Origin of the sequence: Pseudonocardia sp., assembly GCF_025965585.1 — a bacterium.
In the GTDB taxonomy this organism is placed as follows: domain Bacteria; phylum Actinomycetota; class Actinomycetes; order Mycobacteriales; family Pseudonocardiaceae; genus Pseudonocardia.
The window spans coordinates 23,389-42,926 of sequence record NZ_JAOPWR010000408.1; the positions used below are offsets into that span (position 1 = coordinate 23,389).

General features: G+C 72.0%; 12 protein-coding genes. 6 read left to right on the plus strand and 6 right to left on the minus strand.

Features of this window, described 5'->3' with window-relative positions; translation table 11 throughout:
* Positions 1–100: 100 nt before the first annotated feature.
* Both JWR81_RS25245 and JWR81_RS25250 read right to left on the minus strand, forming a co-directional pair.
* Positions 101–712 (minus strand): histidine phosphatase family protein, encoded by a 612-nt coding sequence (locus tag JWR81_RS25245; RefSeq protein ID WP_297658201.1) that lies wholly within the window; start codon positions 710–712, stop codon positions 101–103.
* Between the two features lies 1 nt (position 713).
* Positions 714–1,139 carry an HIT family protein gene (locus tag JWR81_RS25250; RefSeq protein ID WP_297658204.1) on the minus strand — a complete coding sequence of 142 codons (426 nt, stop codon included), beginning with the start codon at positions 1,137–1,139 and terminating at the stop codon, positions 714–716.
* Between the two features lie 26 nt (positions 1,140–1,165).
* Between JWR81_RS25250 and JWR81_RS25255 the strand changes: the two genes are divergently transcribed.
* From JWR81_RS25255 to treY, 3 genes are all read left to right on the plus strand, one after another.
* On the plus strand, positions 1,166–1,627 hold the full coding sequence (locus JWR81_RS25255; protein ID WP_297658210.1) for a PPOX class F420-dependent oxidoreductase: 462 nt from the start codon (positions 1,166–1,168) through the stop codon (positions 1,625–1,627).
* A 118-nt stretch (positions 1,628–1,745) separates the two neighbouring features.
* A complete protein-coding gene (gene glgX, locus JWR81_RS25260; protein WP_297658213.1) occupies positions 1,746–3,920 on the plus strand; it encodes a glycogen debranching protein GlgX in 2,175 nt (724 codons plus the stop codon).
* On the plus strand, positions 3,917–6,259 hold the full coding sequence (treY, locus tag JWR81_RS25265; protein ID WP_297658216.1) for a malto-oligosyltrehalose synthase: 2,343 nt from the start codon (positions 3,917–3,919) through the stop codon (positions 6,257–6,259). Before glgX ends, treY begins: the two co-directional genes overlap by 4 nt.
* Before the next feature lie 17 nt (positions 6,260–6,276).
* Here the strand turns inward: treY and JWR81_RS25270 are convergent, their stop codons facing one another.
* On the minus strand, positions 6,277–6,528 hold the full coding sequence (locus tag JWR81_RS25270) for a hypothetical protein (RefSeq protein WP_297658219.1): 252 nt from the start codon (positions 6,526–6,528) through the stop codon (positions 6,277–6,279).
* 480 nt (positions 6,529–7,008) lie between these two features.
* Between JWR81_RS25270 and JWR81_RS25275 the strand changes: the two genes are divergently transcribed.
* On the plus strand, positions 7,009–12,381 hold the full coding sequence (locus JWR81_RS25275; protein WP_297658222.1) for a peroxidase family protein: 5,373 nt from the start codon (positions 7,009–7,011) through the stop codon (positions 12,379–12,381).
* 255 nt (positions 12,382–12,636) lie between these two features.
* Here the strand turns inward: JWR81_RS25275 and JWR81_RS25280 are convergent, their stop codons facing one another.
* From JWR81_RS25280 to JWR81_RS25290, 3 genes are read right to left on the minus strand one after another with little or no spacing between them, the layout of a single operon-like run.
* Complete coding sequence (locus JWR81_RS25280; RefSeq protein WP_297658226.1) at positions 12,637–13,401, minus strand: polysaccharide deacetylase family protein; 765 nt, start codon at positions 13,399–13,401, stop codon at positions 12,637–12,639.
* A gap of 26 nt (positions 13,402–13,427) precedes the next feature.
* Positions 13,428–15,620: an acyltransferase family protein gene (locus JWR81_RS25285; protein ID WP_297658229.1), complete on the minus strand. Its 2,193-nt coding sequence runs from the start codon at positions 15,618–15,620 to the stop codon at positions 13,428–13,430.
* Positions 15,617–17,203, minus strand: coding sequence for a glycosyltransferase family 2 protein (locus tag JWR81_RS25290; RefSeq protein WP_297658232.1), 1,587 nt, complete (start codon positions 17,201–17,203; stop codon positions 15,617–15,619). The genes JWR81_RS25285 and JWR81_RS25290 overlap by 4 nt, the downstream gene beginning before the upstream one ends.
* 260 nt (positions 17,204–17,463) lie before the next feature.
* Here JWR81_RS25290 and JWR81_RS25295 point away from each other — a divergent pair, with 260 nt between their 5' ends.
* Together JWR81_RS25295 and JWR81_RS25300 are read left to right on the plus strand one after the other, a co-directional pair.
* A complete protein-coding gene (locus JWR81_RS25295; protein WP_297658234.1) occupies positions 17,464–18,135 on the plus strand; it encodes a response regulator transcription factor in 672 nt (223 codons plus the stop codon).
* Between the two features lie 25 nt (positions 18,136–18,160).
* Positions 18,161–19,516 (plus strand): ATP-binding protein, encoded by a 1,356-nt coding sequence (locus JWR81_RS25300; protein ID WP_297658236.1) that lies wholly within the window; start codon positions 18,161–18,163, stop codon positions 19,514–19,516.
* Positions 19,517–19,538: the final 22 nt, after the last annotated feature.

A 19,538-nucleotide genomic window follows, 5' to 3' on the forward strand; every position in this document is an offset into this window, starting at 1 on the left:
GTCGACCGAGGGTAGGCATACGTGCGCCGCGCGTCACCCGGACCTCACCTCGACCGCCCGAACGACGTACGGAGGGGACAATCCGCTTCGGCCGAACGGCCTAACCAGCACCTGCGGTGACGGTCAACAGGTCCGCGACGTGGGCGATCTCGTTGACGGTCCGCACCACGCGCCGGCCGTCGCGACCGGCCAGCACCCTCGTGATGCCGGCGTAGTCCAGCGGGAACGCGAGCGGCCGGCCGATCCCGAGCAGGTGCGCGAGCCAGGAGTTGACCACGCCGGCGTGCGCGACGACGACCGCCGTGCTGCGGCCGGGGTGCGCGGCCACGATCCGCTCCAGCGCCGCGTCCACCCGGGCGGTGAACGCCGCAACGTCCACGTACGCGGGTAGCTGCCCGTCGAGCATCCGTTGCCAGGCGGCCGGGTCGATCCGGGCCATCTCGTGCACGGGGACGTAGTGGGCGGCGTCGGAGTCGTACTCGCGCAGATCCGGGTCGATCACCGGTTCGACCCCCAGCCCCGCGGCCAGCGGGGCCGCGGTGCCGCGGGCGCGGGCGAGGGGGCTGGCGTAGAGCGCCGCCACGTCCTTCCCCAGCGCGTCGACGAGCCGGTGGGCCTGCCGCTCCCCCAGCTCGGTGAGCGGCGGGTCGGCCGGGCCGTCGGAGCCCTGGACGAGCGCGGGCAGAGCGTGCCGGACGAGAACGAGCTGCACGTCAGGAGGGGACGGACGCGCCGTGGCCGCCTTCGCGCAGGGCCGTCCGGATGGCGTCGCGGTGCGCGTCCTGTTCCGCTGCGTCGACGCTGGTGGCGGCGTTGGCGAAGTCGAAGGCGGCCATGTCCCACGCGGGGAAGACGTGCAGGTGCAGGTGCGGCACCTCGAACCCGGCCACCAGCCAGCCGACGCGCGGCGGATTCCAGATCGTGCGGACGGCGTCGCCTATGGCGTGCGACACCGCTGTGAGGTGCGCAAGCAGGTCCGGGTCGGCGTCGAGCCACTGGTCGACCTCCACCCGGGGCACGACCAGCGTGTGGCCCGGCCCGAGCGGGTTGACCGACAGGAAGCCGACGGCGCGCTCGTCCGACCAGACGAAGCGTCCGGGCAGTTCGCCGTCGATGATCTTGCTGAACACGGTGCTCATCAATCCGAGACACTACTGTGCCGATCATGGCTCGCACCATCGCGACGAACACGACCGTCGGCCGCGAGGAGCTCACCGAGTTCCTCCGCCCCCGCCACCACGTGATCCTGCTGACATCGCGCAACGACGGCGGGTGGCAGGGATCGCCCGTCACCTCCGGCGTCGACGCCGAGGGCCGGATCGTCATCTCCACCTATCCCGAGCGCGCCAAGTCGGCCAACGTGGCCCGCCACGGCAGGGCCGCCGTGATCGTCCTGTCCGAGGACTTCAACGGGCCGTGGGTGCAGGTGGAGGGCGACGCCGAGCTGCTCACGCTGCCCGACGCGCTCGATCCGCTGGTCGAGTACTTCCGGTCGATCTCCGGCGAGCACCCCGACTGGGACGAGTACAAGCAGGCGATGAGCGATCAGGGCAAGGCCCTGATCCGGATCACCCCGACGCGCTGGGGCCCGATCGCGACCGGCGGGTTCCCGGCCCGCCTGGCGTAGCCGCAACGCCCCATGGCACCGGCTCGTCCGGCAGACCGTCGGTGCCCCCCGGTAGCCTCGTCAGGCCGGGCCGAGGGCGACCCGCCCTGGTTCGAGCACTCTGCGAAGCGAGGAATTCATGCGGCCGTGGCCGGGTCACGCCTATCCCCTGGGCGCCACCTACGACGGGTCGGGAACGAACTTCGCCCTCTTCTCGGAGGCCGCGGACAAGGTCGAGCTCTGCCTCTTCACCGCCCGCAACAAGGAGACGCGCATCGCGCTGACGGAGGTCGACGGCTTCGTCTGGCACGGCTACCTGCCCAACGTGGAGCCCGGCCAGCGCTACGGCTACCGCGTCACCGGGCCCAACGACCCGGGCCAGGGCCTGCGGTGCAACCCGGCCAAGCTCCTCATCGACCCCTATGCCAAGGCCGTCGACGGCCCCGTGCAGTGGGACGAGGCCGTGTTCGGCTACCCGTTCGCCGCGCCCGAGGCGCGCAGCGACTCCGACTCGGCGCCGTTCGTGCCGAAGTCGGTGGTGGTCAACCCGTTCTTCGACTGGGGCACCGACCGCGCGCCGCGCATCCCGTATCACGAGACCGTGATCTACGAGGCGCACGTCCGGGGCCTCACCATCCAGCACCCGGAGATCCCCGAGCAGCTGCGCGGCACGTACACGGGCCTGGCGCACCCGGTGATGATCGATCACTTCAAGAGCCTCGGCGTCACGGCGGTCGAGCTCATGCCGTGCCACGAGTTCCTCGACGACCACCACCTGCAGGAGAAGGGCCTGTCCAACTACTGGGGCTACAACACGGTGGCCTTCCTCGCCCCGCACCACGGCTACGCGATGCCCGGCAACCGCCCGGGCAACCAGGTGCAGGAGTTCAAGGCGATGGTCCGCGACCTGCACGACGCGGGCATCGAAGTGATCATGGACGTGGTCTACAACCACACCGCCGAGGGCAACCAGATGGGCCCCACGCTGTCCATGCGCGGCATCGACAACGCCGCCTACTACCGCCTGGTCGAGGACGACCCGCAGTACTACATGGACTACACCGGCACCGGCAACTCGCTCAACGTGCGCAACCCGCACACGTTGCAGCTGATCATGGACTCCCTGCGCTACTGGGTCACCGAGATGCACGTCGACGGCTTCCGCTTCGACCTCGCCTCCACCCTCGCCCGCGAGTTCTACGACGTCGACCGGCTGAGCGTGTTCTTCGACCTGGTGCAGCAGGACCCGGTGATCAGCCAGGTCAAGCTCATCGCCGAGCCGTGGGACGTCGGCCCCGGCGGCTACCAGGTGGGCAACTTCCCGCCGCTGTGGACGGAGTGGAACGGCAAGTACCGCGACACCGTCCGCGACTTCTGGCGCGGCGAGCCCGGCACGCTGGGTGAGTTCGCCTCCCGCATCACCGGCAGCTCCGACCTCTACCAGGACGACGGCCGCCGCCCGTTCGCGTCCATCAACTTCGTCACCGCGCACGACGGGTTCACCCTCGCCGACCTGGTGAGCTACAACGAGAAGCACAACGACGCCAACGGCGAGGGCGGCAACGACGGCGAGAGCCACAACCGCGCCTGGAACTGCGGCGTCGAGGGGCCCACCGACGACGCCACGGTGCTCGACCTGCGGGCCCGGCAGCAGCGCAACTTCATCACCACGGTGATGCTCAGCCAGGGCGTGCCGATGCTGCTGCACGGCGACGAGCTGGGGCGCACCCAGGGCGGCAACAACAACGTCTACTGCCAGGACAACGAGACGGCCTGGGTCGACTGGTCGCTGGCCGGCAAGAACGCCGGCCTCATCGGGTTCACCGCGGGCGTCACGGCGCTGCGCCACGCCCACCCCGTGTTCCGGCGCCGCCGTTTCTTCGCGGGCAAGCCCATCGCGCGCCAGCGGCGCTCCGCCCCCCAGAGCGCCCTGCCCGACATCGGCTGGTTCCAGCCGTCGGGCGAGGAGATGACCGAGCAGGACTGGGACTCCGGCTTCGGCAAGTGCGTGGTGGCCTTCCTCAACGGCGACGGGATCACCGAGGCCGACACCCGTGGGGAGCGGGTGCAGGACGACTCGTTCCTGCTCTGCTTCAACGCTCACCACGAGGACATCGAGGTCACCCTCCCGGGCCCCGAGTACGGCTCGCGCTGGGCGGTGGTCGTCGACACGGCGGCGGGCGAGGTGATCACCCTGGCCACTGCGCCGGGGGTGGTGGCGGCGGATCCGCCCACCGTCGCGGGCGGGGCGCAGCACGTCGTGCCCGCCCGTTCGGTACTGGTGCTGCAGCGCACGGAAATGGCCGCACCGTGACACGACGACTCCCCAGCTCCACCTACCGCATCCAGTTCTCGAAGGACGCCACCCTCACCGACGCCGTGGGGCTCGTGCCCTACCTCGACGCGCTCGGCGTCGGCGGGCTCTACGCGTCGCCGCTGCTGCAGTCGGGCGCCGGGTCCAACCACGGCTACGACGTGGTCGACCCCACCCGCGTGTCCGACGAACGCGGCGGCGAGGAGGGCCGCAAGGCCCTGGTGGCGGCCGTGCGCGAGCACGGGCTGCAGTTCGTGCTCGACATCGTGCCCAACCACGTCGGCGTCGAGGTGCCCAAGGCCAACCCGTGGTGGTGGGACGTGCTGCGCCTCGGGCAGGCGTCCCCCTACGCGTCCTACTTCGACATCGACTGGGCGGCGGGCCCGATCCTGCTCCCGATCCTCGACGCCGACGAGGAGAAGGCGCTCTCCGAACTCGCGGTCGAGGGGGACGAGCTGCGCTACTACGAGCACGCCGTCCCGGTCGCCCCCGGCACCGGCGAGGGCACGGCGCAGGAGGTGCACGAGCGGCAGCACTACCGGCTCGTGTCGTGGAAGCGCGGGGCGGCCGAGCTGACCTACCGCCGCTTCTTCGACGTCTCCACGCTGGCCGCGGTGCGCGTCGAGGTCCCGGAGGTCTTCGAGGCCACCCACCGCGAGGTGCTGCGCTGGGTCGAGGCGGGCGACGTCGACGGCATCCGCGTCGACCACCCCGACGGCCTGTCCGACCCCGGCGCCTACGCCCGGCGGCTGCGCGCGGCCATCGGGCCGGATCGCTGGCTGCTCGTGGAGAAGATCCTCGGCGTCGGCGAGGAGCTGCCACCGTCATGGCCGGTGGACGGCACGTCGGGCTACGAGGCGCTGCGCGAGCTGCAGGGCGTCTTCGTCGACCCGGACGGCGCCGGCCTGCTCACCCAGCTCGCCGCCGAGCACACCGGCGGCAGGCAGGCGCTGCACGCGGCCGAGCACGACGCCCGTCGCGAGGTGGCCGACACCATCCTGGCGGCCGAGGTCCGCCGGATCGCCGCACTGGTGCCCGTGCCCGAGGCGGCGCCGTCCACGGACCCGGATCCGGGCCCCGCGGCCGACCGCGTGCGCACCGCCGTGGCCGAGCTGCTGTGCGGTTTCCCCGTCTACCGCTCCTACCTGCCCGAGGGCCGGGCCGCCCTCGACACCGCCGTGTCCGTGGCTCGCACCCACCGCCCCGATCTCGCCGACGTCCTCGAGGTGATCCACAGCACGATGCTGGCCGAGCCGCACGGCGAGCTGGCCACCCGCGTGCAGCAGACGTCGGGCATGGTCATGGCGAAGGGCGTGGAGGACACCGCGTTCTACCGTTGGAACCGGTTCGTCGCGCTCAACGAGGTGGGCGGTGATCCGTCGCGCTTCGGGGTCTCCCCCACCGAGTTCCACATGGCCATGGCCGCCCGTGAGGCGTCGTGGCCGGTCACGATGACCACGCTGTCCACCCACGACACCAAGCGCTCCGAGGACGTCCGCGCGCGCCTGGCCGTGCTCGCGGAGATCCCCGGCGAGTGGGCGGAACGGCTGCGCCGCTGGTCGGCGCGCCACCCGCTGCCCGAGCGGTCGATGGAGCTGATGGCCTGGCAGAACCTCGTGGGTGCGTGGCCGATCTCCGTCGAGCGGATGGCGTCCTACCTGGGCAAGGCCACGAAGGAGGCCAAGCTCGCCACCAGCCACGTCGAGGCGGTGCCCGAGGTCGACGAGGCCGTCGCCGCGTGGCCCGCTGCCGTCATGGCCGACGCAGAGCTGGTGGCCGAGATCGAGGAGTTCGTGCAGCGTCTCGCCCTGCCGGGCCGGGTCAACTCGTTGGGGCAGAAGCTGCTCCAGCTCGCCGGGCCGGGCGTGCCCGACGTCTACCAGGGCACGGAGCTGTTCGAGTACTCGCTGGTCGACCCCGACAACCGCAGGCCTGTGGACTGGGAGGCCCGCCGCTCGCTGCTGGCCCGGCTGGACGAGGGCTGGCTGCCCGACATCGACGCCGACGGCGCGGCCAAGCTGCTGGTCACGCTCAGCGGGCTGCGGCTGCGGCGGTACCGGCCGGAGCTGTTCCGCGGCTACCGCCCGGTCCCGGCCGAGGGCCCGGCGGCGGCGCACGCGGTGGCGTTCGCGCGATCGTCGTCGCTGGTGGCGGTGGCCACCCGGCTGCCGGTGGGGCTCGAGGCCAGGGGCGGCTGGGGCGACACCGTGCTCCCGCTCCCGGGGGCGGCCGGCGACTGGCACGACATCGTCACCGACACCCCGGTCGACGGCTCCGCACCGGCACTGGGCACGCTGCTCGCCCGCTACCCCGTGGCGCTGCTGGTCCGCCCGGCCTGATCGGCTCCGGCGTCGGGTCAGCCCCGGCGCCGGACCCCGCTCGTCACCCGGTCCCGGTCCCGGTCCCGACTCCGCTCCCGGGAACCGATCCCGGCGTGCTGCAGGGACAGGCACAGCAGCGCCGCGGCGATGAACACGCCCGACGTCAGTGGTCCTGCCCTGATGTTCATGACGATGAAGACCATCGCGATCGCGCTGAGCACGGCGGAGGCGTAGGCGAGCACGGCGGGTTCTCCTGACTTCGCGTCCCGGACCTGCCGAGACTCCACCCTCCGACGTTCGGCCGGCTCCCCCTGCGGGGGGCCTCCCCCTCCCCAAAATGGGCGGTGCGCCCGGCGTCTCGGTCGCCCCCCCAAGTGAAGGGTGCGGCGCACCCCTACGGATGGGTGCGCTCCTTCCCACGCCGCATCCACAGTTGCGCTGCCCCGTTCGCCGGGTGCGCCGGAACCCGGCCCGACTGACGGCGGTGGCCTCTGCCCGCCCCTCACCGACCTCCTTCGAGCCGGGCGGACGGGCATGTCCCGAGCACGCCCGACGAGGACCGCCGACCCGACGGGACCGGCAGGAAGCAGCAGACCATGTCGAGATCGAGCCTCATGCAGTTCCGGGTGCATCGCCGCCCACCAGGCGCGTCGGAGCCGCCGATCGGCGTTTTCCGTCGCCGTTCCCCCGCACGCCACCGCACCTCCGCGGCGGTGGCGCGCCGGTCGTTGGCGGTCCTCACGGCTGCCGTCCTGCCGATCGGCGTGATGACGACCCCCGCGTCCGCGCAGGCACCGGTGGGGCAGGGCTTCACCGTCACCGCGTCCGACCTGTCGTTCATCCTGGACCAGATCAAGATCGCCGAGCACCACGTCGCGAACACGACGCCGGCGACCGGCATCTGCGGAGCGCTCGTGGGCCCCGGCCCGTTCCAGATCCCGAGCCCGCTCATCTCGAAGGGCCTCCGGACGGTGGACGGGTCCTGCAACAACCTGACCGCCGGGAAGGAGCGCGTCGCCGCGGCCGGTGAGGTCTTCCCGCGGCTGACGGCCCCGCAGTTCCAGCCCGCCGGTCCGGTCCCGCCCGGCTTCGGTCCTCCCGGAAACACCAGCTACGCCCAGACGAAGGGCAACGTCTTCGACACCGAGCCCCGGGTGGTCAGCAACCTGATCGTCGACCAGACCTCCACGAACCCGGCCGCGGTCGCGGCCGCCGGCTTCCCGGTGCGCACCCAGGGCAACGAGGGCGTCATGCCGTGCACCACCGACCCCGACCCGCTGGCGAACCCCCCCGTGGCCGCGGTCCCGGCGGACTGCACCCCGTCGCACCAGACCCTGTTCATCCCGAACGTGACCACCGACGTCGGTCTCTCGCCGCCGTTCAACTCGCTTTTCACGATCTTCGGCCAGTTCTTCGACCACGGTGTGGACCAGACCGTGAAGGGCGGCGGCGGCACCGTCTTCGTTCCGCTCAAGAACGACGACCCGCTCATCGCGGGCCCGGACCACATCGTCGGCAACGCCGACGACCTGCCGGCGAGCCTGCGGTTCATGGTGCTGTCGCGCGGCCGCAACCAGCCCGGTCCCGACGGTGTCGCCGGTGACAACCCGGCGACTCCCGCGGACGAGAGCGCCGACGACGTCCACGACGCCGACAACACCGACTCGCCGTGGGTCGACCAGAGCCAGACCTACACCTCGAACGCGTCCCACCAGGTGTACCTGCGCGAGTACGTGAAGGACGCTGTGTCCGGCAAGCCGGTCGCGACCGGCAAGCTGATCCACCAGCCCGACGGCGGCATGGGCACCTGGGCCCTGGTCAAGAAGCAGGCCGCGGAGGTCCTCGGCCTGAAGCTGACCGACCCCGACGTGTTCGACATCCCGATGGTCGCGGCCGACGCCTACGGCAACCTCATCCCCGGCCCGAACGGGTTCCCCCAGTTCGTGACGGCCACGGGCACGGTCGAGGGCAACCCTGCGGGCGGTGGCGTCGCGGTCCCGGCCGGCGTCAAGCACTTCGACGTCCCGTTCCTGACCGACATCGCCCACAACGCCGAGCCCCTGCCCGGCCTGGTCCCCGACGGTGACACCACCGCGTCGGCCGACTTCGCCCATCAGCCCGCCGGCACCTACGACGACGAGATGCTCAACGCGCACTACATCGCCGGCGACGGCCGGGTCAACGAGAACATCGGCCTGACCGCGGTGCACCAGATCTTCCACTCCGAGCACGACCGGCTGGTGGACGCCGTCAAGGCGACCGTCAACGCCGACCCCGCCCTGAAGGCGGCGTACGAGGCGGTCAACACCACCGCACCCGGTGACGCCCGCACCTTCGCTGTGGGCGAGCGCTTCTTCCAGGCGGCCCGCTTCGTCACCGAGATGGAGTACCAGCACCTGGTGTTCGAGGAGTTCGCCCGGAAGGTGCAGCCGGCGATCAACCCGTTCGAGCCGTTCGCCTTCACCCAGACCGACCTCAACCCGGCGGTCCGGGCGGAGTTCGCCCACGCGGTGTACCGCTTCGGCCACTCGATGCTGACCGAGACGATCCCCCGCAGGAACGAGGACAAGCCCGGACCCGACGGCGTCTTCGGCACCTCGGACGACATCGTCGGGAGCTCGAACGACATCGACCTGCTCGCCGCGTTCCTGAACCCGCCGGAGTACAACAACGGCGGTCCCGACGGCCACCTGACCTCGCAGCAGGCCGGTGGCGCCATCCTCATGGGCCTGTCGGACCAGGTCGGCAACGAGATCGACGAGTTCGTGACCGACACCCTGCGCAACAACCTGCTGGGCCTGCCCCTGGACCTGCCGACGATCAACATGACGCGGGCCCGCTCCGAGGGCGTCCCCACGCTGAACGTGGTGCGGCGCCAGCTCTTCGCGTCCACGAACGACGGCCAGCTGAAGCCCTACATCAGCTGGGTGGACTTCGGGGAGAACATCAAGCATCCCGAGTCGCTGGTCAACTTCGTGGCCGCGTACGGCCGGCACCCGTCGATCCTGACGGGCGCCGGCCCGGACGGCATCGTCGGCGACCTGCCGAGCACGCCCGTTGACGAGTCCGCCGACAACGCCGGTGAGCCGACGCTCACCTCGCGGCGGGAGGCGGCGCGGCTGATCGTCAGCCCGGACACGCTCAACGGTGAGGTCGGCCCGGCCGATGCCGCGGCGTTCATGAACAGCACCGGCGCGTGGGCCGACACGGCGGGCGGCGCGAACTCCGTCACCGGTCTGGACAAGGTCGACCTGTGGATGGGTGGCCTCGCGGAGACCACCTTCCCGTTCGGTGGCCTACTGGGCAGCACGTTCAACTTCATCTTCGAGAACCAGCTCACCGACCTGCAGAACGGCGACCGGCTCTACTACCTGGCGCGCACGCCCGGCATGAACCTGCGCCAGCAGCTCGAGGGCAACTCGTTCGCCGAGCTGATCATGCGCAACACCCCCGCGCACACGCTCAAGGCCGACGCGTTCGCGACGGCCGACTGCAAGTTCGAGCTGAAGAACCTCGCGGGCACCCCCGCGGGCTTCGCGGCCTCGGGCAATGCGGTCGCCAACGACCCGGCGTCCGAGTGCGACGAGACCAAGCTGCTCATCCGGATGCCCGACGGCACGATCCAGTACCGCGCGCGGAACACGGTCGACCCTTCCGGCATCAACGGCCAGAGCGTCTACAACGGCACCGCGAACGTGGACCGCATCGTCGGAGGCAATGACAACGACACCTTCTGGGGCAACGAGAACAACGACCGCATCGAGGGCGGCAGCGGCTCGGACGTCGCGCTCGGCGGTGACGGCAACGACATCCTCACCGACCTCGGCGGCGACGACGTGTCCAAGGGAGGTCCCGGCAACGACGCCATCGACGCCGGTCCGGGCCTGGACATCATCATCGCCGGCGCGGGCAAGGACTTCACCAACGGTGGGGCCAACGCCAACGAGACCTTCGGTGGGGAGGGCGACGACTTCATCATGCTGGGTCAGAGCCTCGACTCCGCCTTCGGTGACAGCGGCGACGACTGGCAGGAGGGCGGCGACCAGCCCGACCTCCTGCAGGGGGACAGCGGCAACCTGTTCTTCCTCGACGACTCCCAGAAGCCCGGCAACGACATCCTGATCGGGCAGGGCGGTGACGACGACTACGACCACGAGGGCGGTGACGACATCGGCCTCGCCGGTGACGGCATCGAGAAGGTCGCCGGGGCGTCCGGGTTCGACTGGCAGATCGGCCAGGGCGAGACCAGGACGCTGCCGGACGGGTCCGTGGTGGTGGTCCCCCAGGACCTCGACCTGAACCTGGCCATCCCCGCGGACATCCTGACGGCCGACGTCCGCGACAAGTTCAACGAGGTCGAGGCGCTGTCCGGGTACGGCGCCGCCGACAAGATCCGGGGCGACGACGTCGTCCCCGCCACCGCGGGTGGCGGCGGGTTCATCGGGTGCGACGTGCTCGACCAGGCCGGTCTCGACCGCATCGCGGGTCTGGACCCCCTGATCCCACCGCTGACCACCCCGCTCGCGGACGTGATCGCCAACTCGCCGCAGGGCCGGTGCCCGAACCTGTCCGGGCCCGTCTGGGGAGCGGGCAACGTGCTCCTCGGCGGCGACGGCGCGGACCTGTTCGAGGGTCGCGGCGCCGACGACGTCATCGACGGCGACCGGTACCTGAACGTGCGCCTGAGCGTCCGTTCCGGACCGACCGGCCCCGAGATCGGTTCCACCGAGCTCATGGAGAACCTGCCGAAGTCGGGCACCTTCGGCCCGGGAACGACGGGCATGACACTGCAGCAGGCCGTGTTCGCGGGTCTCGTCGACCCGGGCAACATCGTGGCCGTTCGCGAGATCCTGGCGCCGGCGACCCCGGTCGGGATCGACACCGCGGTCTTCAGCGGTCCGCGTGCGGACTACGACGTCACCCTGATCGAGAACAACACCGGCGTGACCGTTGCCCACACCCGTGGCGCCGCGACCGACGGTGTCGACACGCTCCGGAACGTCGAGAAGCTCCAGTTCTCCGACCAGACCGTCAACGCCCTGCCGAACCGGCCGGGCACGGCGGGCGCCACCCTGCTCAACCTCGGGACGAACGCGGCGGTGCCGGGCAATCCTGCGCGTCTGACACCGCAGGAGGCCGTGCCGGTCGCGGTGAACACTGCCGGGATCGTCGATCCCGACGGCACCACAGGCTCGACCTTCACGTTCCAGTGGCAGCAGCGGCTCGTCGGCGCGGCCGCCTTCGCGAACGTCGCCACGAACGGCGTCGCGGGCCGGGGCACCATGCAGGGCTTCACCCCGCTGCCGGCCGCCGGGGCCTTCCCGGGCGAGGTCGGACGAGAGCTGCGCGTGGTGATCACCTACACCGATGCGCTCGGCAACCCCGAGACGGTGACGTCCACGCCGGCGATCGTCGGCGACATGTTCCAGGGCGGCGCCGGCAACGACACCTTCACCGGGACGGCGAGCGAGGACACGGCCCGGGGTGCGGGTGGAAACGACACCCTCACCACGAACGACGGCAACGACGTCGTGTCCGGCGACGCCGGCGACGACACCCTCAGCACCGGCAACGGGGACGACGTCATCGACGTCACCGGCGCCGGTGACGGGTTCGACGCCGTCAGTGGCGGGGCGGGCACCGACAAGATCGTGGCCAGGGCCAACGACACGGTCATCGGGCTGCGGGGGGCCACCGCGCTCCAGACCGTCGAGCAGGTGACCGCCAACGGCTTCACCGGTGTGACGATCCGGGGTTCGGCCGCGGCCGACACGCTGAGCTTCACGACCGTGACCCTCACCGGCATCGTCGGCATCGACGGTGGCGCGGGTGACGACGTGATGAACAGCAGCGCCGGGAACGACATCGTCAAGTTCTCGACGGGAATGGGCAACGACCGGATCAACGGGTTCGACGCCAACCCGGCCGGTGACCAGGACCTGCTCGACGTGTCCGGGCTCGGGGTCACCACGGCGAACTTCACCCAGCGGGTGACGATCGCGGCCTCGGGCGCCAACACCCTGATCACGGTGCGGAGCGCGCCGGGCGGCACCGTCCTCGGCACGATCACCCTGCTCGCCGTGACACCCGGATCGGGGGTGAACCAGATCAGCCAGACCGACTTCGTCCCGGTCCCGTAGTACCGGAGCAGGTCCACCCCGTGGGGGTCGCGGTACGCCGCGACCCCCACAGGCGTGTCCCGGTGGAGCGCCGGTGATCGGCGTCAGCCGCACATGAAGGCCCCTCGAACGGCGCTCACGTACGGCCGGTCGCGGTCATGGTGGCCGCCGCCGATAGATGATCGGGCTCGACCGCACCGGAGTGACCGGTCGAGGGCGGCGACGCCCGACCGGCAGCAATCACGAGTTCGGCCGGTGAGGGGTGGGCGGCGTGGGTCAGGCGCCCGCGGCGCGGCTCGTGCCGAACATCTCGTCGAGGGTGACCGGCTCCAGGCGGCGCTCCCGCACCAGGTCCAGGACCTCGTCGAGCAGGCCCAGCACCGTCGGGCGGTTCGCGTGGCCGAGCATGATCACCCCGGGCTGCAGGAAGGTCCGCGCCCGGTCCATGAGGATCTCCGGTGTCACCTCGGCGGAGTCCCCGTAGGAGCCGCTCCACTGCACCGACCGTGTGTAGCCCAGGCTCCCCGCCACCGCGTCGACCCGGGCGTCGTGCGCGCCGAAGGGTGGCCGGCAGTAGGGCCGGGTCGTGATCCCGAAGAGCCGCGCGACCCACGCGTCGTTGCGCTCGAGCTCCTCGCGGATCCGCCCGTCGGGCAGCTCGGTCAGTTGCCGATGGCTCCACGTGTGGTTGATCATCTGGACCTGGCCGGCCGCGATCAGCGGCGCCAGCGCCCGGGCCTGCGGGCGCCAGGCGCCGTCGAGGACCCCGTTCGGGCTGAACGTGAGGTGGACCCCCGACCGGCGGGCGAAGTCGACGTACCCCGCGACGCAGTCGGCGCATGTCCCGTCGTCGACGGTCAGCGCGATCCCTCTTCCGTCCCCGACCGGGCCGCGCCGGAGCTCCCGCGACGGCCCGGGGTGCGGGGCCGGCACGGCTGGCAGGGACGGGGGCGGCGGGGACACGGCGGCGACGCAGCCGGTCAGCAGTGCGGCGGTCCCGAGCCCGAGCAGGCCGAGGAACTCCCGTCGCGACCGGGACACCCCGGCCGCGCAGCGGTGGGCCGGGCTCAGGGCGGGTCCTCGAAGAACGGGGCCATCATCGGGGCGAGCCAGGCGCTGTAGGGCGTCGAGACGTGGCTCTCGTCCCGGTAGACCAGCATGCCGTTCACGATGGCCGGGCAGTCCTTGAGCGTGCAGAACCAGGAGATCGGCTCCACCGCCGTGACCCCGGCGGCCGCCAGCGTCCGCGCCATCTCCTCGTGCCGGCCGTGGTAGGGCCACACCTCGTCCCGCCCGGAGGTGCACGCTCCGACGTCGCGGAGGTGGTTCGCGACGCACTCGGGCATGCTCCGGCCGGGGTAGGGCGTGTCGAGGAGGAAGCCCACCGGGATGGCCGCGGCCTGCAGCCGGCGGATCGTCGCCACCGTGCCCTCGGCCCAGCCCACGTTGCTGACCTCGCCGCGCGGGACGGTGTCGCTCTGTCCGATCACGACGACGTCGGGATGCAGATCCACGATCGCGCCGACGGTCGCCTCCCGCCACGTCGCGCACTCGCCGTAGACCCGGCGGAGGTTCGCGTTGTAGACCTCGTGGGCCGCGATCGGACAGGCCACCTTGGTCCACGTGACCAGCCGCCAGTGGTGCTGCCGGGCCGCGACGTCGAGCGCGGGGAACCACTGCTGTGCGTGGGAGTCACCGGTCAGCACCATCGTCCGGCTCCCCGTGGGATCACCGTGCACGCAGGGCTTCAGCTGGGTGGCGAGGTAGCCGAGGTGGCAGCCGTCCCCGCTGGTCGCGGGCTGGTCCAGGGAGACGTCGGAGAGCCTCGGGACCAGGTTGCTGGGCGCGCTGGTCGTGCGGGTGGCCTCGCCCACCGCCGCCTGCACGGCGCTGACGTCGGCCTGCGTCAGGGGCAGGGGGGTGGTCGCGACACCGGTGCCGACCAGCGTCGGAACGGTGACGATGAGAACCGTCGCGATCCCGATCACCGTGCCGTTGAGCGCGATGCCGGTGTCGAACCAGCGCCCGGGGCGGAGCCGGGTGTGGCGGGTCGGGGACTCGAGCGCCCAGTACGTCAGCACCGCCAGCCACAGGGCCAGCACCATGACCTGGGCGCTCTCCCACCACTCGAAGGTGCGCCCGTACATCAGCGGGACGAGCACCACCATCGGCCAGTGCCACAGGTACCAGGCGTAGGAGACGCTGCCGACGCCCTGCATCGGACGACGGCGCAGCAGGACCTCGGCGGTCCCTTGCGACGTGGCGCAACCGGCCGCGACGACCGCGGCCGCACCGAGCACTGGCACGAGTGCGGCGCTACCGGGGAACGGAGTCTCGTCGGTGAAGACGGTGCCGGACCAGAGGATCGCCGCAAGCCCCGCCCACGACAGGACGGCCGCGGCCCGGGCCGGGAGCGCGGCGAGACGCGGGCCGGCAACGGCCAGGAGCGCCCCGGCCCCGAGCTCCCACGCCCGCGTGTGGAGGGAGAAGTAGGCGAGCGGGGCGTCGGTACCGGTCACGGTGACCGACGCCAGCAGCGACGCCCCGCAGACCCCCGCGAGCACCACGGCGAGCAGCCATCTCCGTCGGCGGCAGCCGAGGACGCAGAGCACGACGAGAGCGGGCCAGAGCAGGTAGAACTGCTCCTCGACGGCCAGGCTCCAGAAGTGCTGCATCGGCGACTCCGGACCGCCGATCTGCTGGTAGTCCACGCCCTCGGCCGCGAGCCGGTAGTTGACCGCGTACAGCGCGGTGAAGACGGCCGCCCAGGCGGTGTCGACCAGCTGGAAGACCGACCCCCAGATCCGGGCCGCGAGAAGCGTGACCACCAGCACCAGCGCGGCCGGGGGCAGCAGGCGCCGGATGCGGCGGGCGTAGAACGCGGTCAGCGAGACCCGGCCCGACGCCGCCACCTCACGCAGCAGGCCACCCGTGATGAGGAACCCCGAGATCACGAAGAAGACGTCGACCCCGACGTAGCCGCCGGTCACCGCGGGCACGCCGGCGTGGTAGGCCACCACGAGGAGCACCGCCACCGCGCGCAGGCCCTGGATGTCGGGGCGGAAGTCGCGCGGGCCCAGCACGGCCGCGGGGCGCCTCGCCGGGCGCGGCACCGCCGGCAGCGCCACCGTGGGCAGCGCCACCGTCGAGAGGGCCACCGTCGAGAGGGCCACCGTGGGCAGCGGCGCCGTCACGGTGTCTCCTGCGCCGCCCCTCCCAGGGCTGCGCGCCGCGGCCCGGAACGCGGGCTGGATGCTCATGCGGCCACGGGACCGGAGGCCACCGGCGCCTCGCGGACGGTCCGCGTCAGCGGCATGACCAGCAGGGGCAGGTGGACGTACGCCCCGAGGACGGCGAGCCCGATCATGGCCCAGTAGGCGGCGAACCCGTAGGTGGCGGTACCGACGGCCAGCCCCACGTAGATCAGCAGCTGGGTCACCCCGACGTAGACCTTCACGATCCGGTTGACCGTCACCGCCACCGGGGTCGCCCGGCCCGCGGACGAACCGGTGGCCACCCACTCCTTCGTCCGGCCCGTGACGAGGTGGGCGATCGCCACCGCGTGGGCGTAGGAGTAGAGCAGCTGGACGCGCAGCACGTCGACGCGCCAGCGGCCCTTCATGAGCAGGGGCAGCACCACGAACCACATGCACAGGGCGCCGACCAGCCAGATGCTGTTCATCGGCTCGATCCAGGCCGGGAGGAGGTAGAGCATCGTCAGCGCGGGCAGCGGCGCGACGAAGGCGTTGAGGGCCGTGGAGATGTAGTAGAGGAACCCCGACCAGAAGCAGGCGCGCTGCCGGAAGCTGATCCGCTCCGCGGCGTGGAACGACGGGGTGGCCAGCAGGCTCATCGCGCCGGTGCACCACCGGTACTGCTGGTTGAGGAAGCCGCCGAGCGTGTCCGGGCACAGACCCTTGGAGACGAGGATCGGCACGTACCGCACGTGGTAGCCGGCCTTCATCATGTTGACGCCGGTGTGCACGTCCTCCGAGTGCCCGATCTGCGCGAAGCCACCGGACGCCACCAGCGCCGCGCGCCGGTAGAGCGCGCAGGTGCCCACGCAGATGGCGGCCCGCGAGCGGTCGCGCGCGGGCTGGATCCAGCGGTAGAACAGCTCCTGCGTCGCCCCGGCGCAGCGCCGGAACCAGTGCATGCCGCGCCCCGTGTCGAAGAACTGCGGCGACTGCACGATCCCGACGTCCGGGTCGTCGGTGTAGGGCACGAGCTCGAACAGGTAGTCCGGCCGGGGCACGAAGTCCGCGTCGAAGATCGCGATGAGCTCGCCGTCGCTGTTCTCGTAGCCGAACCGCAGGTTGCCGGCCTTCTTGAGCCGACCGGGGTTGTCGCGGGTGCGGTAGTCGAACCCGAACCCCCGGGCGAGGTCGCGGACCTCCGCGCGCACCCCGTCGTCGAGGACGAGCACCCGCAGCCCGCCGGGCCACTCGAGCCTGCTGACGTGGGTGTAGGTGTTGCGCAGGACCTCGATCGGCTCGCCCGCCGTCGGCAGGAAGACGTCGACGTCCGGGTACCGCTCGGGGCGGTACTCCAGGAGGCGCAGCTCGTGGTCGAGCCGCGACACCCGCTTGGTCCGGCTGTTGCTCGCCAGCGAGACGACGAGGGTGACGGTGTAGAGCGACATGGGGAGCAGGAAGAGCAGCAGCCGGGTGTCGGCGGTGGCGAACCGCGCGATGCTCCAGGCGATCAGGGCGAAGGACAGCGCCTGCACGAGGAGCAGCCAGCGGTGCTGGCGGCCCATGTACCAGTACTTCTCCTCGTCGGTGGGGGGTGCGGGCAGCGCCTGGTCGGGGAAGCCGGCGCGGCGGCGGGTCGGTGTGCTCATCGGGGGCCTCCGGGTCGCGGAGGCGGCAACCGGCCCGCGCGTCCTGCGCAGACCTCGGCCACGGCAGCCCCTCGCACGACACGGATCCTCACCGGGCCCGTACCGGCCGGACAGCCATACCTGGGGTGCGCCATCCCCCCAAAGTGGAGGGAAGCGCTCGAACCACATATCGGTAACCTCTGGGACGAACAGCCCGACTCACCTCCCGCCGAGGGGTGCGTGCCGCGACCACGGACCACGAACCAGGGACGAGGGAGACGATGCCGACATCCACCGATGACCGAGTGCTGACCGAGGCCGTGCGGATCGCGGTGGTCGACGACCACCGCGTGTTCACCGACCTCCTGTCCTATGCGCTCTCGACCCAGCCCTGGCTCACCTGCGTGGGCACCGCGTCGACGGCCGCGGCAGGCGTCGCGATGGTGGCGGACCTGCGTCCCGACGTCGTCGTGATGGACATCGAGATGCCTCGGCAGGACGGGCTCGCGGCCACCCGCAGGATCCGGGAGATCGCGCCCGACGTCGTGATCGTCATCGTCTCGGCCCACCGGGACCCGGAATGGGTCGGCAAGGCCGCGCGGGCCGGCGCGTCGGCGTTCGTCGCGAAGAACGGCCCCTTCGAGGAGTTGCTCGACGTTCTGCAGCGGGTCCGGCAGGGGTCCATGCTCGTGGCCCCGTCCACATACCGCGGCGCCACGGCCGACAGCGACGCGTCGATGATCGTCCCGGTGCTCACCCAGCGCGAGCACGACGTGCTGGCCGGCCTCAACCGCGGCCTGACGCCGACGGCGATCGCGGTGGAGCTGGGGATCCGTCTGGAGACCTGTCGCGGGTACGTCAAGGCGCTGCACGCGAAGCTGGGCGCCCACTCCCAGCTGGAGGCCCTGGTCCGGGCGCAGCGGCTCGGCCTCGTCGATGCCGCCGACGAGTAGCCCGGGGGCACCGAGCCGCAGCCGGGTGCGCCGCGACCTCCTGACCTCCGTCGGTGTGGGGCTGCTGGTCACGATCGTCATCTCGATCGGGGCGCTGATCGTCATCGGGCACGTCGCCCGGCAGCAGGCCATGCACGAGGACGAGCGGATCACCCGGCGGCTGGCCGACATGGTCATGGCCGCCCCTCTGGACGCGGCGCTGGCCGGGGATGCGGAGCAGCGCTCCCACCTGGACCGGCTGGTGCAGGCACGGCTGCGCGACGGCACGATCTCGCGTATCGACGTGTGGGCGATCGACGGCCTCGTGGTCTACGCCGACGACGCCACGAAGATCGGCCAGCGCTTCCCCGTGCCCGATGAGGCCGTCGACGCGATCGAGCGCGGCATCACGAGCTCCGGGGTCGAGCTGCACCCGGAGACCGGCCCCACGCCGGAGCCCGTTCAGGTCGACGTCTACGTCCCCCTGCGCCTCCCCGGTGGCCGCGTGCTCGCGTTCGAGGCCTACTTCGGCTACCGCGCGGTCGAGCGCCACACCGCGGCGCTCACCGCACAGCTGGTCGTGCCGGTCATCGGGGCGCTCGCGCTCCTGCAGCTCGTACAGATCCCCATCGCCGTGTCGCTCGCCCGCCGGGTCCGCCGCCACGAGGCCGACCGCGCCCGCCTCCTGGAACAGGCGCTGTCCGCGTCCGAACAGGAACGGGCGGAGATCGCCTCGGCCCTGCACGACGGCGTGGTGCAGGACCTCGCCGGCATCGGGTACGCGCTCGGGGCCATGAGCCTGTCGGAGGCGCCCGAGCGCCGCGACATCACCCGTCATCTGGCCAGAGCGGTCCGGGACGCCGCCGAGGCGCTGCGCAAGCTCGTCGTCAGCATCTACCCGCCCGACCTGAGCGGCGCCGGGCTCGCCGCCGCCGTCACCGGGCTCGTGACGCCGATGCGCGACGCCGGCATCGTCGCGCGGGTCGAGACGGAGCCCCTGCCGCCACTGGACCCGGACGTCGCCGCGACGCTCTACCGCGCGGCCCGCGAGGCCCTCGCCAACGTCGCGAAGCACGCGCAGGCCGGAGCCGTCGACGTCCGGCTCGCCCCCGACCACGATGCACGGTGGGAGGGGCGCGACGCCGTCCTGCTGCGGGTGTCCGACGACGGCGTCGGCCCCCCGGAGCACGCTCTCGCGCGCCGCACGGACGGCCATCTGGGGCTGACGATGCTGGCCGACCGGCTCGCCGCGATCGGCGGCGAGCTGACCGTCGTCCCGGGTCAGCGGTGCGGCACCGTGGCCGAGGCCCGGATGCCGGCCCGCGTCGCCACGGCCGTGCCGACGCCACGGCGGCGGGCGACCCGCAGGCGCCCACCGCTCACCGTCGACGCGACCGGCTGACGCGCGGGTCACACCGCGCCGG

Bases quoted from the DNA above. Each gene is read 5' to 3' on its own strand.
- JWR81_RS25275 (WP_297658222.1), top strand. From the start codon at position 7,009: ATGACGACCCCCGCGTCCGCGCAGGCACCGGTGGGGCAGGGCTTCACC.
- JWR81_RS25295 (WP_297658234.1), top strand. From the start codon at position 17,464: ATGCCGACATCCACCGATGACCGAGTGCTGACCGAGGCCGTGCGGATC.
- JWR81_RS25285 (WP_297658229.1), bottom strand. From the start codon at position 15,620: ATGAGCATCCAGCCCGCGTTCCGGGCCGCGGCGCGCAGCCCTGGGAGG.
- JWR81_RS25250 (WP_297658204.1), bottom strand. From the start codon at position 1,139: ATGAGCACCGTGTTCAGCAAGATCATCGACGGCGAACTGCCCGGACGC.
- JWR81_RS25255 (WP_297658210.1), top strand. From the start codon at position 1,166: ATGGCTCGCACCATCGCGACGAACACGACCGTCGGCCGCGAGGAGCTC.
- glgX (WP_297658213.1), top strand. From the start codon at position 1,746: ATGCGGCCGTGGCCGGGTCACGCCTATCCCCTGGGCGCCACCTACGAC.
- JWR81_RS25290 (WP_297658232.1), bottom strand. From the start codon at position 17,203: ATGAGCACACCGACCCGCCGCCGCGCCGGCTTCCCCGACCAGGCGCTG.